The organism is Porphyrobacter sp. CACIAM 03H1 (assembly GCF_002215495.1).
Taxonomy (GTDB): Bacteria; Pseudomonadota; Alphaproteobacteria; order Sphingomonadales; family Sphingomonadaceae; genus Erythrobacter.
Genome location: NZ_CP021378.1, coordinates 1,728,007 through 1,742,319, shown reverse-complemented (window position 1 = coordinate 1,742,319; position 14,313 = coordinate 1,728,007). Strand labels below are relative to the sequence as shown.

The window sequence follows — 14,313 nt, the reverse complement described above, 5'->3', positions numbered from 1 at the left end:
TCGTGACACGTGCCGGACACGTCCCGTCTCACTGTCCCTGCAACGTCGGCGCACGGGCGATCATGTCGTCGAGCCGGGCGACTTCCGCCGCGAGGCCCTCGCGCCACGGCGCATCGGCGGGCGAGCGTTCGACCAGCCCCTTCCAGACATTGCGCGCGGCAACCACCTCGCCGCTCTGGTAATAGGCGTAGCCGAGGAAGTATTCCGCCCCCGGATGCCCCGGATCGATCGCTCGTGCGCGGCCGAAGGCCTGCACTGCGGCCGGGGTCACGAAGCCATCGGCATGGCCGACCAGCGCCATGCCGAGCGCGAGCCAACTCTCGAGGTCGTCGGGATTGTCGCGCAGCCCCTTCTGGAGCAGCGCGGCGGCATCGGCGAACTGGCCGCGGCGGGCGAAGGCATCGGAGGTAACGAGGTAATTGGGCGGCGGGAGTGTGCGGCTGAACAGCGCCGCGCGGCCCTCGACCATCGCCGCGCCCTGCTCACCCGCCTCCGCGGCGGGGGGCTTGGGCGCGGCGGGCTGGCCGGGCGAGCCCTGCCAGGCATAGCCCGCAAGCCCGAACACCAGCGCCGCGCCGAAAAGGGTGAACCCTTCGCGCGGGAGCTTGAGCAGCAGCACCGCCAGCGCGAAGGCGGCAAGCGTCAGCGATCCGACCGCGAGCCAGCCGTCGATCATGCTGCATCCCCGCGATCGCTGCGCCGCCGGCCGAGCCGCCGCAGCAGCACGCCCGCCACGACGAGGATCACCAGCACGGGCACCGCGAAAAGCGGCCAGGTGGTGGCGCTGACCTCGGGCTCGTAGCTGACATAGTCGCCGTAGCGCGCGATCAGCCAGCGGCGGATCTGGGCGGGGCTTTCGCCGGCGAGGATGCGGCTCCGCACCTGATGGCGCATGTCGCCGGCCATCGGCGCGTCGGAATCGGCGATGCTCTGCGACTGGCACTTGAGGCAGCGCAGCGTGTGCATCAGCGCGGTCGCCTCGGCCTCGAGCGCGGGGTCTTCGAGCTGGGTGTAGGCGTAGGGTGCGGGCGGCATGGTGTCCTGCGCCTGCCCGGGCAGCGCCAGCAGGGCGAGCAGCAGCGCGGCAAGGGCGCGGATCATTTCGCCTTCTCCAGTTCGGCCAGCAGCTTGGGCACATCGCTTTCGCGGATGTCGCCGATGTGCTGGTAGCGGATCACGCCCCTGGCATCGATCACGAACGTCTCGGGCACGCCCGAGGAGCCGATCGCCAGCTGCACCTCGGAAATGGGATCGCTGCCGATGCGGGCGTAGGGGTTGCCGTGGCGGCCGAGGAAATTGGCGACATCCTCGGGGCGGTCACGGATGGCGATGCCTATAATTTCAGCACCCTGCGCCTTCAGGGCCTCGAGCTGGGGTGCCTCGGCGATGCAGGGCAGACACCAGCTTGCCCAGATATTGAGCAGCCGCGGCCTGCCCCCCGTAAAATCCCCAGTGGATGCGCCGGGAAGCCCTGCGAAGGCGGGTTCGAGCGCGAAAGCGGGCAGGGGCTGGCCGATCATCGTGCTCTCGACGAACTGGTCCTTCTCCTGCGTGAGCATGTAGCCGGCGAGCCCCGCGAAGAAGGCGAACAGGGCAAGCGGCACCCAGAGATAGAGCGAGCGCATGGCGTGCCTATTCCGCAGGCAGCGGCGTGGCCGCCCCCAAAGCATCGATATCCGCGCGCCGCTGGTCGCCCATGGCGGTGGCCTTGCGGCGCCGCACGTCGACCTGCACGCGGCCGGCGATGGCGAGGATGCCGCCCAGCCCGATCAGCAGTCCGCCATACCAGATGAAGGTCACGAAGGGCTTCCACCACACGCGGATCTGCCAGCGTCCGTCCTCGGCCTGGTTGCCGATCACGGCGTAGAGCTGGCCGTCCCAGCGGGTCAGCAGCGCGCTCTCGGAGGTCGCCTGCGGGGGCGACCAGAAACTGCGCGCCTGCGGGTTGAGGATCACCGTTTCGCCGCCGTCACGGCTGACCGCGAGCCGCGCCTCGATCGCGGTCCAGTTGGGGCCGGCGAAGGGGGTGACGCTCTCGAGCGTGACCGCGAAATCGCCGACCTGCTCGGTCCCGCCCGGGGCGACCGCAGCGAGGCGCTCCTGCGAGAAGGCGCCCTCGCAGGCCATCCCGAACAGCGAGACAGCGACACCGAAATGCGCAATGACCATGCCCCAGGTCGACAACGGCATGCGCATGACATTGCGACCACGCAGCGGCAGCAGCGCCGCCACCGCCAGCGCCGCCGCGAGGCCGAGCCCGAGCAGCGGCAGCAGCGGGAACTGCCCGAAGAAGCTGACCAGCGCGATGGTGCCGATCACCAGCGCCGCGATCAGCGCAAGCTCGAACTGGAGGCGGGCGGGCTTGTCGCTTTTCCAGCGCAGCAGCGGGCCAACCGCCATCACCAGCAGCATCGGGATGGCGAAAATCGCCGAGGCCGGGTTGAAATAGGGCGGACCGACCGAGACGCGCACGTCGAAGGCCTCGGTCAGCAGCGGGTAGAGCGTGCCCAGCAGCACGATCGCGAGGATTGCCGAGAGCATCACGTTGTTGAATACCAGCGCGCCCTCGCGGCTCATCGCCGCGAACCGCTTGCCCTCGGCGACTGCCCCTGCCCGCAGGGCGAAGATGGTGAAGGCCCCGCCGATGTAGAGCCCGAGCAACCCGAGGATGAAGGCCCCGCGCTCCGGATCGACCGCAAAGGCGTGAACGCTGGTCAGCACGCCCGAGCGCACCAGGAAGGTGCCGAGCATCGACATCGAGAAGGCGAGCACGCCGAGCATGATCGTCCACGTCCGCAAGGCATCGCGCGCGGCGAGGACGCTCACCGAATGCATCAGCGCGGTCGCGGCGAGCCAGGGCATCAGCGAGGCGTTCTCGACCGGGTCCCAGAACCACCAGCCGCCCCAGCCCAATTCGTAATAGGCCCAGTAGGAGCCCGCCGTGATCCCCAGCGTCAGCAGCACCCAGGCGCCCAGCACCCAGGGCCGCATCACGCGGGCAAAGGCGGGGTTGACCTCGCGGGTCAGCAGCGCGCCCATCGCAAGGGAAAAGGCCACCGACAGACCGACATAGCCCGCATAGAGCGTGGGCGGGTGGATCGCGAGGCCGATGTCCTGCAACAGCGGGTTCAACCCCGTCCCCTCGGCAGCGGGGACCGGCAGGCGCTCGAAGGGGTTCGAGGACAGCAGCAGGAACGCGTAGAAGCCCAGCGCCACGAAGCCCTGGATCGCCAGCGTCGCGCCCATCGTGCGTTCGGGCAGGCGCTTCTCGAAGGCGGCGAGCAGGCCGCCCGATAGCGCCAGCACCCCGACCCACAGCAGCATCGAGCCCTCGTGGTTCCCCCAGGTGCCCGTCAGCTTGTAGAGCAGCGGCTTCATCGAGTGCGAGTTGGACGCGACCAGCTTGATCGACAGATCGGTGATCGCGAAGGCATACAGCAGCAGCAGGAAGGCGAGCACCGCAAGAAAAGCCTGCACCACCGCCGCCGGACGCGCATAGATCGCCAACGAATTGGCTTCTCCTTCTGCGCTGCGCAGGGCGAAGGCGCCCGAGACCATCTGCAGCACGGCCAGCGCGGCGGCGAGCCACAGCGCGGCAAGGCCGATTTCCGCGATCATGTGCTGGCCCTCACCCCGGTTCCGATCCCTTGCGTCACTGCGCTACTTCAGCCCCACCGTCGTCTCGGCGGCCATCTTGGCGGCCTGCTGGCTGCCCATGCCCTCGAGCTCCTTGGGGACGTAGTTCTCGTCATGCTTGGCGAGCAGGTTGGTCGCCATGAACACGCCATCGGGGCCAAGGCTGCCTTCGGCGACCACGCCTGAACCCTCGACGAACAAATCGGGCAGGATGCCGCTGTAGCGCACAGGAACCGCATCGGCGGTGTTGCCGGTGACGAGGAAATTGACCGTCACGCCGTCGGCCTCGGTCTTGATCGAGCCCTTCTGCACCATCCCGCCGAGCCGCACCGCCTGGCCGACTTCGGGCGGATCGGAGGCCATCTGTTCGGGGAGGTAGAAATAGTTCGCCTGGTTGCGCAGCGACCACGCCGCCAGCAGCCCCGCGCCCACGATGGCGAGAAGCGCGATGATCACCAGAACCAGACGTTGATGCTTGGCCTTCATGCTGCGTCCCTCATCAGCGCCGCTTGGCCGCGTCGCGTCGCGCCTCGGCCCGCACCATCGCACGCCACGCCCAGATAATCAGCAGGGCGAGCGCAAGGCCACCCACACCATAGGCCAACCACACGAAATCCCACTGGTTCAGCTCCTCGCGCATCACGCCTGCTCCATCGCCGGCGCGGCGGCGGCGGCCGCGGGCGCATCATCGTCGAGCGCGCGGCGGCGCAGGCGCGCCTCGACCTGCGCCTCGGCGATCAGGGTGCGCATCCGCATCAGCACGATCGCGCCGAACAGCAGGGAGAAGCCCACCACCGCGACCAGCAGCGGCACGAGAAAGGTCGGCTCGATCGCGCTCTTGCCGGCGGTGATGCTCGGCGGCTGGTGGAGCGAGTTCCACCACACCACCGAACGGTTGATGATCGGCACGTTGACCGCGCCCACCATGCCGAAGATCGCCGCGATCTTGCTGGAGGAGCCTTCCTTCTCGGCCGCCTCGGTCAGCGCGATGTAGCCGGCATAGAGGAACAGCAGTACCAGCATCGAGGTGAGCCTTCCGTCCCACTCCCACCAGGTGCCCCAGGTCGGGCGGCCCCAGATCGAGCCCGTCGCAAGGCAGATCGCGCAGAAGACCATGCCCGGCACCGCGATCGCGCGGGCCGAGAGCGCCGCCAGAGGGTGCTTCCAGATCAGCAGCATCGCCGAGGAAATCGCGATTCCTGCCCAGCCGCCCATGCCGAGCCAGGCGGCGGGCACGTGAATGAACAGGATGCGCACCGTCTCACCCATCAGCCGGTCGGGCGGGACCACGAACAGGCCCCAGGCGACTGCCCCCAGCGACAGCACCAGCCCGCTCCAGAACAGGAGCGGCATCAGCCACTTCGCAAGGGCAAGGAATCGGGTGGGGTTAGCGTAGATGTGCATCGGTTTCGCAGTCAGGGCGGGCTTGTAGCCTTACACCCGATCCCGACAAGAGCGCAAATGGCACCGGCGCGGAATTGTTCCCGCCGCCCGCCCCTTCAGCCGCGTCCGATCAGGGCCTGCGCCATGCGGTCGGCGACGACGTCGGATGACACGCCGCTCGCATCGCTCTCGGCCCAGATCGATTCGAGCCGCCCGGGGATCTGCGCGATCAGCGCATCGACCTCGGCGATATCGCCGTCGCGCCCGTCGCGGCGGGCGAGGTATTCGGTCGCGACCGAGATGATGCCGCCCGCGTTGATGACGTAGTCGGGGGCGTAGAGGATGCCGCGCGCGGCCAGCACCGCGCCGTGCTCCGGACGGGCGAGCTGGTTGTTGGCCCCGCCCGCGACGATCGCGCAGTCGAGCCGGGCGATCCCGGCATCGTCGAGGATCGCGCCCAGCGCATTGGGGCTGAACACGTCGCACGGGGTTGCCATGATGGCATCGCTCGCGACCGCAACGCCGCCCAGTTCCGCCGCCAGCGCGGCGGCGCGGGCCGCGTCGATATCGGCGAGGGTGAGCTTCGCCCCGTCCTTCGCCAGCAGGCGCGCGACACCGCCACCGACCGAGCCGGTGCCCTGCACCGCGACATGGACGCCCCCGAGGCTGTCCTTGCCGAGCTTGTGCCGGACTGCCGCCTTGATGCCGAGATAGATGCCCTGCGCCGTGAACGGGCCGGGATCGCCGCCCGCGCTGCCCGCGCCGGTGACCGGGAGGCCGGAGACATGGGCGGTGCGCTTCGAGACCGCGACCATGTCGGCCTCGGAGATGCCGACGTCCTCGGCGGTGACGTAGCGCCCGCCCAGACCCTCGACCGCGTCACCGAAGGCCGCGAGCATCTCGGGGGTCTTGATGCGCTGCTCATCGGCAAGGATCACAGCCTTGCCGCCGCCCATCGGCAGGCCGGCCATGGCGTTCTTGTAGCTCATCCCGCGCGACAGGCGCAGCACGTCGCGCATAGCGCCGGCGGGGTCGTTGTAGTGCCAGAAGCGGGTCCCGCCCGCTGCCGGGCCGAGATGGGTCGAATGGACCGCGATGATCGCCGTGAGCCCGCTCGCCCGGTCGTGAACCAGTGTCACCTGCTCGTGCGCGTCGAAATCGGGCTCGGCCCAGAATGCGGTCATGTCAGTCCCCTGTCCGGCGCGGGACCCGAGGCAACGAAAAGGGGACGAGAGGGGGAAGATGGGGCGACCAACGGGGTTCGAACCCGTGACCTCCGGTACCACAAACCGGCGCTCTAACCAACTGAGCTATGATCGCCACACGCCCCTGCCCGCATACCACCGTTCCGGTTGCTGCCAAGCCCTGCGCGAAGCGCTGCGGTTGACGCAAGGCAGGCACACCGTCAAGTGCGCCGACAAGGGAGGCGCGCCTCTTGCACAAAGCCCTGCTGAAGGGAAGCGAAAACTGCGCTGACGGGGCGTTCGCGCAAGAATGTTTCGCGGGCCCAAAACCGTTGCGACGAACGGGGCGCGTCCTATCCTGCCGTGCCATGACCACGACCAGCGAATCCGTCGCCGCGCGGCTGGCCGCGCAGCCCGCCATCCAGCGCGTGCCCACGCCCAAGGCCGAGCTGTTCCAGCTGCGCCGATTCGTCGCGCCCGATCTTGCCGCCGAGCTGATCGCGCTGATCGACGCCGACCGCCGGCCCTCGACCATCGCCGACGACAATGGCGATGCCTATTTCCGCACCAGCGAGACCTGCGATCTCGCCGCCGGCCTGCCGGCCGTCCAGCGCATCGAGACGATGCTGACCACGCTGTCAGGCATCGACCCGGCTTATGGCGAGCCCTTGCAGGGCCAGCGCTATGCCGAGGGGCAGGAGTTCAAGCCCCATACCGACTATTTCGCACCGGGAGGCCGCGATTTCGAGCGTTACTGCGCACTCTCGGGCAACCGCACCTGGACCTTCATGATCTATCTCAATGACGTCGCTGCGGGCGGCGCTACCCGGTTCAAGCTGCTCGACAAGACCTTCCAGCCCGAGGCCGGCAAATTGCTGTGCTGGAACAACCGGCTGGCCGATGGCGGGGTGAATCATGCGACGCTCCACCACGGCATGAAGGTCAGGAAGGGCGTCAAGTACGTGATCACCAAGTGGTATCGCGAGCGCGAATGGAGGGGTTGATGGCAGAGTATGCGGACATCGCGGCACGGCTGCAGGCGCGGCTCGCCGAATTGACGGCGCGGGCCGAGGGCATCGAGGATGACCTGCGCCAGCCGCTCGATGCGGATTTTGCAGAGCAGGCGATCGACCTCGCCGATGACGAGGCGCTGGAGGGAGTCGACGAGATCCTCAAGGCCGAGGCGGTGCAGGTGCGCGCGGCCCTCGGACGGATCGCGCAAGGCACCTACGGGACCTGCGCCAACTGCGGCGCCGACATCCCCCGCGAGCGGCTCGAGGCCCAGCCGGTCGCCACGCGCTGCATCAGGTGCGCGGCCTGAAACGAAAAAGGCGACCCCGTCGGGCCGCCCTCCTCGTTGCGGGCCGAAGCCCGCGCAGCTTGTGATGAAGCTTACTTCTTGAGGCTGAGGCCGCCGAAGCGCTTGTTGAACGCGGCCACGCGGCCACCTTCGGAAACCTGCTGCTTGCCGCCGGTCCAGGCGGGGTGACTCAGCGGATCGATGTCGAGCGCGAGCACGTCGCCTTCCTTGCCCCAGGTCGAGCGGGTCTGGAATTCGGTGCCATCGGTCATCTTGACCGTGATCATGTGGTAATCGGGGTGACCTTCGGCCTTCATGGTGCAATTCCTTGTCAGCGTGGCGCCGGTTCCGACCGGCACAGCTATGAATGGGAAGCGCGCGCCTTAGTGGCCAATGCGCCGGAATGCAACCTCGATGTTCTCCCTCGCCGATCAGGCGGGCGGATCGGTCATCATCGCGGTGAATTCGACCTCGCAGGTGGTCTTGCCCTCGACGCTCGCCACGCCCTTGAACTTGTAGACGCGGCTGCGCTTCTGGGTGAATTCGACGTGGAGGTCGAGCAGGCAGCCCGGTGTCACGGGGGCGCGGAACTTGGCGTTCTCGATCCCCATGAAGATGACGAGCTTTCCCGTTCCGGCCAGTTCCATCGTCTCGATCCCGAGGATCCCGGCGGCCTGCGCCAGCGCCTCGATCTGGAGCACCCCGGGCATGATCGGCGCGCCCGGGAAATGGCCCTGGAAGAACTGCTCGTTCATGCTCACGGCCTTGACCGCGTGGATGCGCTCACCAAGGGTGATCGCCTTCACGCGGTCGACCAGCAGAAGCGGGTAACGATGCGGCAAGGCCTTGAGGATCTTGACGATATCGTAATCGAGCACCTCTGCCGGTGCGCTCCCCGCTTCGCTCATGTTGCCTGCTCCGCCTGCGTTCAGCGACCGACCGGCGCGGCCGGGTTGCCCTGCTGGGCGCCCGCAGCCTGCTGCTGCTGGGCGAGCTGCGCGGCGATGGCGAGACGCTGCTGGATGTCCTGGAAGATCTGCACGCCCTCGCGGCTCGGCTGCCAGCCCGACGGCGGCACCACGCCGACGGCCGGAACCTTGGTGTTGAGCGCCGCGGTCACCTGCTGGGTGATGTCGGCTTCGGGCGGCGCGAACAGCAGCGAGGAAGGCTCGATCACGAACTTGATCTGCTGCTTGGTGGTGACGTCCTGGAGCGCGGCCGGATACTGCATGATGATCTGCTCGATCGCGTAGACGCGAGCGGAATCGATCTGGTTGCTGAGGCCCTGGATTTCCTGCTCGAGGGTCTGGAGCTTGGAGAAATCGGGCGACTTCTGCATCGCCTGCTGCTCGGTGTCGTCGACCTGCTTGTCGCCGTTCTTGTCGAACTGGGCGAGCAGGGTCTGGCGCTCCTGCGCCTTGGTGCGGCGCAGCTCGTTCTGCTGGGCGTAGGTGGTGTTGACCTGCTCGTAGGCGGTCTGGAAGGCGGTGGTGCCGATGATGGTGCGCGAGATGTCGACCGTGGCCATCCGGCCTTCGACCTGCGCCTGCGCGGGCAGCGCGGCGGTGGCAGCGAGGATCAGGCCGGCAGGGGCGATCAGTTTGGCAAGACGTGTCATCAGAATTGGGTTCCTACGTTGAAGGTGAAGCGCCGCTCGTCATCGCCTTCCACCCGGCGGATGGATTGGGCGAAGTCGATGCGGAAAGGACCGAAGGGCGAGTTCCAGTTGACCCCGATCCCGGCGGTGATGCGCGGGCTGGGGGTGTTGCCGAGGAAGAGCTCGCGGATGTTGGTGTTGGGCTGGATCAGGCGGATATTGGGCGATCCGTCGGGCCGGGTGGCATCGATCGTGGTCGTGTTGGTGCCCGGGATCTGGTAGAGCGGGCGGCCCTGATCATCGAGGATCGGCGTGCCGCCAGGATTGACGGTGAGGACCGGGGTCTCGACACCCCACAGCGCGCCGACGTCGGCCCAGATCGAGGGCCTGAGGCCCAGTTCGCGCGCGCCCGTGCCGAGCGGAATCTCCAGCTCGGCGCGGCCGAGATAGTAGTTGCGTCCGCCGATCGCGTCGTCGCGCACCTGGCGCCGCTCGGTGAAGAACAGGATGTTCCCGTTCTCGTCGAGCAGCGGGCGGTTGAAGTTGTCGAGCTGCGAAGTCTGGGTCAGGATGCGGGGGCCGACGCCGCGGATCGCATAGCCGCGGAACTGCGGCTCGCCGAGGAAGAAGCGGTCGGTCAGCAGCACGTCGTCGACGCCCGGGCCGGGGCGTTCCTGGAGCGGGATGATCGTCCCGCCCTCGGCGAGGATCGAGAAGATGAAGCCCGAATTGCCGACGTTCCAGAACTGCTGCGCGCGGCCGCGGAAGCGGGTGTAGCGCACGTCGCCGCCGAGGCCGGCGAATTCGGCGCTGAGCGAGACGGTCCTGCCGCGCGTCGGGCGGATGCGCGAGTTCAGCGAGTTGTAGTTGAGGCTGAGGCCGACGATCGAGCTCAGCCGCTCACCGATCGCGTCGCACAGGAAGCGGCCCGCGCGCAGCGGATCGCATTCCAGCGTGCCGTCGCCGTTGATGTCGGAGAAGAACAGGTTCTGGTCGAGCGACACGTCGTCGTAGTTGAGCGTGTAGCTGCCGACGAGCGACATGTATTCGGTCAGCGGCACACCCGCGCGCATCGAGAAGCCGGTGGTGGCCTGCTGGAAGGTCGTGTTGCGGTTGTTGCCGGTGAAGTTGAAGCTGTTGAAATCGCGCCGGTAGATGTCGATCCCGCCGGAGATGTTGCGATCGAAGATGTAGGGATCGGAGAAGCTCACCTGAGCCGAGCGCGAGAACTGCGAGTAGTTGACCGAAAGGCCGATGGTCTGCCCGCGCCCGCGGAAGTTGCGCTGGCGGATGGAGCCGGCAAGGATGAATTGCTCGATCGACGAGAAGCCCGCCGAGAACTGCAATTCGCCGGTCGGACGCTCTTCCACATTGGCTTCGAGGATGATCCGGTCGGGCGCGCTGCCCTCGGTCTGGGTGACCTCGAAGTTTTCCTGGAAATAGCCCAGCGAGTTGATGCGCGCGGTGGTGCGCTGCACGCCCAGCGAGTTGAAAGCGTCGCCCTCGGCCAGACGGAACTCGCGGCGCACGACCTTGTCCTGCGTCAGCGTGTTGCCGTTGATGTCGACCCGCTCGACATAGACGCGCGGCGCCTCGCGCAGGACGAAGGTGACGTTCATCTTGCGGTCGGCCGGGTTGCGGTTGAAGCGCGGCTGGACGTCGGCGAAGGCATAGCCGTAGCGGCCGGCTAGCTCGGTCAGCTGCTCGACCGTGTCCTCGACCGTCTTGGCGTTGTAGACATCGCCGTTCTTCATCGGCAGCTGGGTGCTCATCACCTCGCTATCAAAGTCACGCAACTGGCTGTCGACCTTGACCTCGCCGAAGCTGTACTGCTCGCCTTCCTCGACCACGTAGGTGATGATGAAGTCGCGCTGGTCGGGGGTGAGTTCGGCGACGGCCGAGACGATGCGGAAATCGGCGTAGCCCTCGGTCAGGTAGAACTGGCGCAGCTTCTGCTGGTCGAAGGCGAGACGATCGGGATCGTAGCTGGTGTTCGAGCTGAAGAAGCTGGTGAGGCGCGCCTGCTTGGTCACCATCTCGCCGCGCAGCTGCCCGTCGGAGAACTTCTCGTTGCCGAGGATGTTGATCTGGCGGACCTTGGACTTCGGGCCCTCGGAAATCTCGAAGACGATGTCGACGCGGTTCTGCGGCAGCTGCACCAGCTTGGGCTCGACCTTGGCGGCGAAGCGGCCCTGGCGCTTGTAGAGCTCGATGATGCGCGCAACGTCGGCGCGGACCTTGGAACGGGTGAAGATCTGGCGCGGCGCGAGCTTGATCTCGGGCACGATCTTGTCGTTCTTCAGCCGCTCGTTGCCTTCCAGCACGATGCGGTTGATCACCGGGTTCTCGGTGACGTTGATGACGACGTTGCCGTTCTCGTTGCGGATCGAGGAATTGGCGAAGAGCTCGGTCGCGCCGAGATCCTTGATCGCCTCGTCCGCGGCGGCGGCGGTGTATTCCTGGCCGACCCGCAGGCGGATGTAGCTGAGGATGGTGGTCGGCTCGAGCCGCTCGGCCCCGACCACAGTGATGGTGCGGATCACGTTGCCGCGCGGAGCGGGCGCTGCGGGTGCGGCGGGCTGGGCCGCAGGCGCGGGTTCGGCCTGCTGCTGCGCGAGCGCGAGCGAAGGCACGCCTGCAAGGATCGAGCCGCAGCACAGCAGGCTCGCCAGCCGCACGGCGGGACGCGGGTGGGCAGGATTGCAATCGGCCGGCACCGCGCCCGTCTCGCTCAATCGGTTCATGCAGCTAAAATCCCGTTCTCAACCCTGTGCACCGCGCGCCTTGCGGCCCGTGATGCGATCCTGCCTGCTACCTGCCGCGCCCGCCCTTGCGCCGCCTTGTGTCCCGAGCCACGCCTCTGCCCGATGTGCCCCGCGCAATCAAGCCGCGACCGCCTCGCCCCGGCGTGCCTATCCACCGCCCGGATCAGCTGCCGAAGATCGGCAGCGTGACGATATCGTTCACCGTCACCACCACCATCAGCATCAGCACCAGCGCGATCCCGGTGCGATAGGCCCATTCGGTCGCCCGCGGCCCCACCGGCTTGCGGCGGATCGCCTCGGCCAGGTAGAACATCAGGTGCCCGCCATCGAGCGCGGGGATTGGCAAGAAGTTGATGAATGCCAAATTAAGCGAGATCAGCGCGGCGAGGCTGATGAAGTTCAAAGGCCCCAGGCTCATCTGCTCGCCCGAGAACTTCGCGATCTTGAGCGGCCCGCCCATCTCGCTGAAAGACCGGTCGCCGCGGATGATCTGGGCGATGCCGGTGATCATCATCCGCCCGGTGTCGAGGCACTGCTGCACCGCCATCGTCGCCGCCTCGCCGACCGAAAGGGGCGCGAAGCGTTCCTCGGTTTCGAGCGTGCGGATCCCGATCAGGCCGACGGTCTGGCTGTTGCCGAAATTGTCGGTGAGCTGCTGCGATGCGGTCGTCACCGGCAGGTCACGGCGCGCGCCGTCGCGCAGCACGGTGATGACGAAACGGTGATTGGGCTGGAGCATGATCGTCTGCTGGATCTCGCGCCAGCTGGTCATGTCCACGCCGTCGATCGCCACGATCCGGTCCCCGACCCGGAAACCGGCCGCCTTTGCGCGCGAGTCCTCGGTGAAGGCAGCAACCGTGCCGACCTCGTCGGGCTCGACCGGCAGGGGCTTCCCGAAAGCGATGTTGAAGGCGAAGAAGATCGCCAGCGCGACGAGGATGTTGGTGACCGGCCCCGCGGCCACGATCAGCGCGCGCTTCCACAGCGCGGCGCTCTGGAAGCTGCCCTCCTCGACCGGCGCGTCCGGATCGGGCACCGAAGCGGGATTCATGTCGCCCTTGAACTGGACATAGCCGCCCAGCGGCAGCGCCGAGAGCTTCCAGCGGGTGCCCTGCCGGTCGGTGAAGCCCGCCAGCTCCTTGCCGAACCCGACCGAGAAGGCCTCGGCGCGAACCCCGAACAGCCGCCCGACGAGCAGGTGGCCGAGTTCGTGGAGGGTGACGAGCGGCCCCAGCAGCAGCAGGAAGCCGATCACGTACATCCAGAAAGGCGGGCTCTCAAACAAGGGCGTTGGTCTCCAGCAGGGCCTGTGCCTGCATCCTTGCGGAATGGTCGACGGCGAGCACTTCCTCGAGGCTCGCCGGGCGCGGCGCGTCATTGCTGCGCGCGAGGGTTTCCTCGACCAGTGCCGCAATGCGGGTGAACCTGATCTGACCGGCGAGGAAGGCGGCGACCGCGACCTCGTTGGCGGCGTTCAGGATCGCGGGCGCGCTGCCCCCTGCCGCAATCGCCTCCCGGGCAAGGCGGGTGGCGGGGAAGCGGTCCTCGTCGGGCGGGAAGAAGGTCAGTTCGCCGATGGCGGCGAGATCGAGCGGCGGAAGCGGCGTTTCCATCCGCTGCGGCCAGGCAAGGCAAGAGGCGATCGGTACGCGCATGTCGGACGGGCCAAGCTGCGCCAGGGTCGAACGGTCGCGGAATTCGACCATCGAATGGATCACGCTCTGCGGGTGGACGACGATCCCGAGCCGGTCAAGCCCCACCGGGAAGAGGTGATAGGCCTCGATATATTCGAGCCCCTTGTTCATCATCGTCGCGGAATCGACGCTGATCTTGGCGCCCATCGACCAGTTGGGGTGCTTGACCGCCTGCGCCGGTGTGGCGGCGTGGAGCTGCTCGAAGGTCCAGGTGCGCAAGGGGCCGCCGCTGGCGGTGAGGGTGATCTTCGCCACGTCCTCGATCCGGCTGCCGGCGAGGCACTGGAAGATCGCGTTGTGTTCGGAATCGGTCGGCAGCAGCGTCGCGCCGTGGCGGGTGACCGCCTCCATCAGCACCTCGCCCGCCGAGACCAGCGCCTCCTTGTTGGCGAGCGCGATGGTGCCGCCCCGCTCCACCGCCGCCATGACGGGAGCAAGGCCCGCGCAGCCGACGATCGCCGCCACGGTCATGTCGACGGGCCGCGCCGCCGCCTCGACCAGCGCCGCGCGCCCGCCTGCCGCCTCGATACCGCTGGAACCGAGCGCCTCGCGCAGTTCGGGCAGGCAGGTCTCGTCGCCGACCACCGCGAGCTTGGCGCCGAATTCGATGGCAAGCGCGGCCAGTTCCGCCGCGCTGCACTGCGCGGTCAGGGCCTCCACCTGCCATTCGTCACGATTGCGCCGCACCAGATCGAGCGTCGATGCCCCAATCGAGCCGGTCGCGCCAAGCAGGGTGAGCGTCCGCGTCATCGCT

Annotated in this window: 16 protein-coding genes and 1 tRNA gene; 2 read left to right on the top strand and 15 right to left on the bottom strand. The window is 67.8% G+C overall.

Going from position 1 to position 14,313, the window contains the following annotated elements; all coding sequences use genetic code 11:
• Positions 1 to 28: 28 nt before the first annotated feature.
• The 9 genes from CBR61_RS08300 to CBR61_RS08265 all read right to left on the bottom strand — a co-directional run bounded on the left by CBR61_RS08300 (position 29) and on the right by CBR61_RS08265 (position 6,339).
• The gene (locus CBR61_RS08300) at positions 29 to 676 is read right to left on the bottom strand and encodes a tetratricopeptide repeat protein (RefSeq protein WP_088913933.1); all 648 of its coding nucleotides are present in this window, start codon (positions 674 to 676) and stop codon (positions 29 to 31) included.
• Positions 673 to 1,101 carry a cytochrome c-type biogenesis protein gene (locus CBR61_RS08295; protein WP_088913932.1) on the bottom strand — a complete coding sequence of 143 codons (429 nt, stop codon included), beginning with the start codon at positions 1,099 to 1,101 and terminating at the stop codon, positions 673 to 675. The genes CBR61_RS08300 and CBR61_RS08295 overlap by 4 nt, the downstream gene beginning before the upstream one ends.
• Positions 1,098 to 1,625 (bottom strand): DsbE family thiol:disulfide interchange protein, encoded by a 528-nt coding sequence (locus tag CBR61_RS08290; protein WP_088913931.1) that lies wholly within the window; start codon positions 1,623 to 1,625, stop codon positions 1,098 to 1,100. The genes CBR61_RS08295 and CBR61_RS08290 overlap by 4 nt, the downstream gene beginning before the upstream one ends.
• A 7-nt stretch (positions 1,626 to 1,632) precedes the next feature.
• The gene (locus CBR61_RS08285; protein WP_088913930.1) at positions 1,633 to 3,618 is read right to left on the bottom strand and encodes a heme lyase CcmF/NrfE family subunit; all 1,986 of its coding nucleotides are present in this window, start codon (positions 3,616 to 3,618) and stop codon (positions 1,633 to 1,635) included.
• 42 nt (positions 3,619 to 3,660) lie between these two features.
• Positions 3,661 to 4,122, bottom strand: a complete 462-nt coding sequence (gene ccmE, locus CBR61_RS08280; protein WP_088913929.1) for a cytochrome c maturation protein CcmE — start codon at positions 4,120 to 4,122, stop codon at positions 3,661 to 3,663.
• A 13-nt stretch (positions 4,123 to 4,135) separates the two neighbouring features.
• Positions 4,136 to 4,276: a hypothetical protein gene (locus CBR61_RS17000; protein ID WP_172835936.1), complete on the bottom strand. Its 141-nt coding sequence runs from the start codon at positions 4,274 to 4,276 to the stop codon at positions 4,136 to 4,138.
• Positions 4,276 to 5,040, bottom strand: a complete 765-nt coding sequence (ccmC, locus tag CBR61_RS08275; protein WP_088913928.1) for a heme ABC transporter permease CcmC — start codon at positions 5,038 to 5,040, stop codon at positions 4,276 to 4,278. Before ccmC ends, CBR61_RS17000 begins: the two co-directional genes overlap by 1 nt.
• A 95-nt stretch (positions 5,041 to 5,135) precedes the next feature.
• Positions 5,136 to 6,203 carry a Glu/Leu/Phe/Val family dehydrogenase gene (locus CBR61_RS08270; RefSeq protein WP_088913927.1) on the bottom strand — a complete coding sequence of 356 codons (1,068 nt, stop codon included), beginning with the start codon at positions 6,201 to 6,203 and terminating at the stop codon, positions 5,136 to 5,138.
• A gap of 59 nt (positions 6,204 to 6,262) precedes the next feature.
• A tRNA-His gene (locus tag CBR61_RS08265) sits at positions 6,263 to 6,339 on the bottom strand.
• A 232-nt stretch (positions 6,340 to 6,571) separates the two neighbouring features.
• Here CBR61_RS08265 and CBR61_RS08260 point away from each other — a divergent pair.
• Together CBR61_RS08260 and CBR61_RS08255 are read left to right on the top strand one after the other, a co-directional pair.
• On the top strand, positions 6,572 to 7,207 hold the full coding sequence (locus tag CBR61_RS08260) for a prolyl hydroxylase family protein (protein ID WP_088913926.1): 636 nt from the start codon (positions 6,572 to 6,574) through the stop codon (positions 7,205 to 7,207).
• Positions 7,207 to 7,524: a TraR/DksA family transcriptional regulator gene (locus CBR61_RS08255; RefSeq protein ID WP_088913925.1), complete on the top strand. Its 318-nt coding sequence runs from the start codon at positions 7,207 to 7,209 to the stop codon at positions 7,522 to 7,524. The genes CBR61_RS08260 and CBR61_RS08255 overlap by 1 nt, the downstream gene beginning before the upstream one ends.
• 71 nt (positions 7,525 to 7,595) lie before the next feature.
• Here the strand turns inward: CBR61_RS08255 and rpmE are convergent, their stop codons facing one another.
• The 6 genes from rpmE to dxr form a co-directional block, all read right to left on the bottom strand.
• Complete coding sequence (gene rpmE / locus CBR61_RS08250; RefSeq protein WP_088913924.1) at positions 7,596 to 7,820, bottom strand: 50S ribosomal protein L31; 225 nt, start codon at positions 7,818 to 7,820, stop codon at positions 7,596 to 7,598.
• Between the two features lie 114 nt (positions 7,821 to 7,934).
• Positions 7,935 to 8,411 (bottom strand): 3-hydroxyacyl-ACP dehydratase FabZ, encoded by a 477-nt coding sequence (fabZ, locus tag CBR61_RS08245; protein WP_088913923.1) that lies wholly within the window; start codon positions 8,409 to 8,411, stop codon positions 7,935 to 7,937.
• A 20-nt stretch (positions 8,412 to 8,431) separates the two neighbouring features.
• On the bottom strand, positions 8,432 to 9,121 hold the full coding sequence (locus CBR61_RS08240; RefSeq protein ID WP_088913922.1) for an OmpH family outer membrane protein: 690 nt from the start codon (positions 9,119 to 9,121) through the stop codon (positions 8,432 to 8,434).
• The gene (gene bamA, locus CBR61_RS08235) at positions 9,121 to 11,844 is read right to left on the bottom strand and encodes an outer membrane protein assembly factor BamA (RefSeq protein ID WP_088913921.1); all 2,724 of its coding nucleotides are present in this window, start codon (positions 11,842 to 11,844) and stop codon (positions 9,121 to 9,123) included. The genes CBR61_RS08240 and bamA overlap by 1 nt, the downstream gene beginning before the upstream one ends.
• Positions 11,845 to 12,028: 184 nt before the next feature.
• On the bottom strand, positions 12,029 to 13,126 hold the full coding sequence (gene rseP / locus CBR61_RS08230) for an RIP metalloprotease RseP (RefSeq protein WP_088913920.1): 1,098 nt from the start codon (positions 13,124 to 13,126) through the stop codon (positions 12,029 to 12,031).
• Positions 13,127 to 13,142: 16 nt separating this feature from the next.
• Complete coding sequence (dxr, locus tag CBR61_RS08225; protein WP_088913919.1) at positions 13,143 to 14,309, bottom strand: 1-deoxy-D-xylulose-5-phosphate reductoisomerase; 1,167 nt, start codon at positions 14,307 to 14,309, stop codon at positions 13,143 to 13,145.
• Positions 14,310 to 14,313 lie beyond the last annotated feature (4 nt).

What these genes read in the sequence shown, in the direction of transcription:
- CBR61_RS08240 (WP_088913922.1), bottom strand. Translation starts at nt 9,121, where the DNA reads ATGACACGTCTTGCCAAACTGATCGCCCCTGCCGGCCTGATCCTCGCT.
- CBR61_RS08295 (WP_088913932.1), bottom strand. Translation starts at nt 1,101, where the DNA reads ATGATCCGCGCCCTTGCCGCGCTGCTGCTCGCCCTGCTGGCGCTGCCC.
- CBR61_RS08300 (WP_088913933.1), bottom strand. Translation starts at nt 676, where the DNA reads ATGATCGACGGCTGGCTCGCGGTCGGATCGCTGACGCTTGCCGCCTTC.
- fabZ (WP_088913923.1), bottom strand. Translation starts at nt 8,411, where the DNA reads ATGAGCGAAGCGGGGAGCGCACCGGCAGAGGTGCTCGATTACGATATC.
- CBR61_RS08285 (WP_088913930.1), bottom strand. Translation starts at nt 3,618, where the DNA reads ATGATCGCGGAAATCGGCCTTGCCGCGCTGTGGCTCGCCGCCGCGCTG.
- CBR61_RS17000 (WP_172835936.1), bottom strand. Translation starts at nt 4,276, where the DNA reads ATGCGCGAGGAGCTGAACCAGTGGGATTTCGTGTGGTTGGCCTATGGT.
- CBR61_RS08290 (WP_088913931.1), bottom strand. Translation starts at nt 1,625, where the DNA reads ATGCGCTCGCTCTATCTCTGGGTGCCGCTTGCCCTGTTCGCCTTCTTC.
- rpmE (WP_088913924.1), bottom strand. Translation starts at nt 7,820, where the DNA reads ATGAAGGCCGAAGGTCACCCCGATTACCACATGATCACGGTCAAGATG.
- bamA (WP_088913921.1), bottom strand. Translation starts at nt 11,844, where the DNA reads ATGAACCGATTGAGCGAGACGGGCGCGGTGCCGGCCGATTGCAATCCT.
- CBR61_RS08260 (WP_088913926.1), top strand. Translation starts at nt 6,572, where the DNA reads ATGACCACGACCAGCGAATCCGTCGCCGCGCGGCTGGCCGCGCAGCCC.
- dxr (WP_088913919.1), bottom strand. Translation starts at nt 14,309, where the DNA reads ATGACGCGGACGCTCACCCTGCTTGGCGCGACCGGCTCGATTGGGGCA.
- ccmE (WP_088913929.1), bottom strand. Translation starts at nt 4,122, where the DNA reads ATGAAGGCCAAGCATCAACGTCTGGTTCTGGTGATCATCGCGCTTCTC.
- rseP (WP_088913920.1), bottom strand. Translation starts at nt 13,126, where the DNA reads ATGTACGTGATCGGCTTCCTGCTGCTGCTGGGGCCGCTCGTCACCCTC.
- CBR61_RS08255 (WP_088913925.1), top strand. Translation starts at nt 7,207, where the DNA reads ATGGCAGAGTATGCGGACATCGCGGCACGGCTGCAGGCGCGGCTCGCC.
- ccmC (WP_088913928.1), bottom strand. Translation starts at nt 5,040, where the DNA reads ATGCACATCTACGCTAACCCCACCCGATTCCTTGCCCTTGCGAAGTGG.
- CBR61_RS08270 (WP_088913927.1), bottom strand. Translation starts at nt 6,203, where the DNA reads ATGACCGCATTCTGGGCCGAGCCCGATTTCGACGCGCACGAGCAGGTG.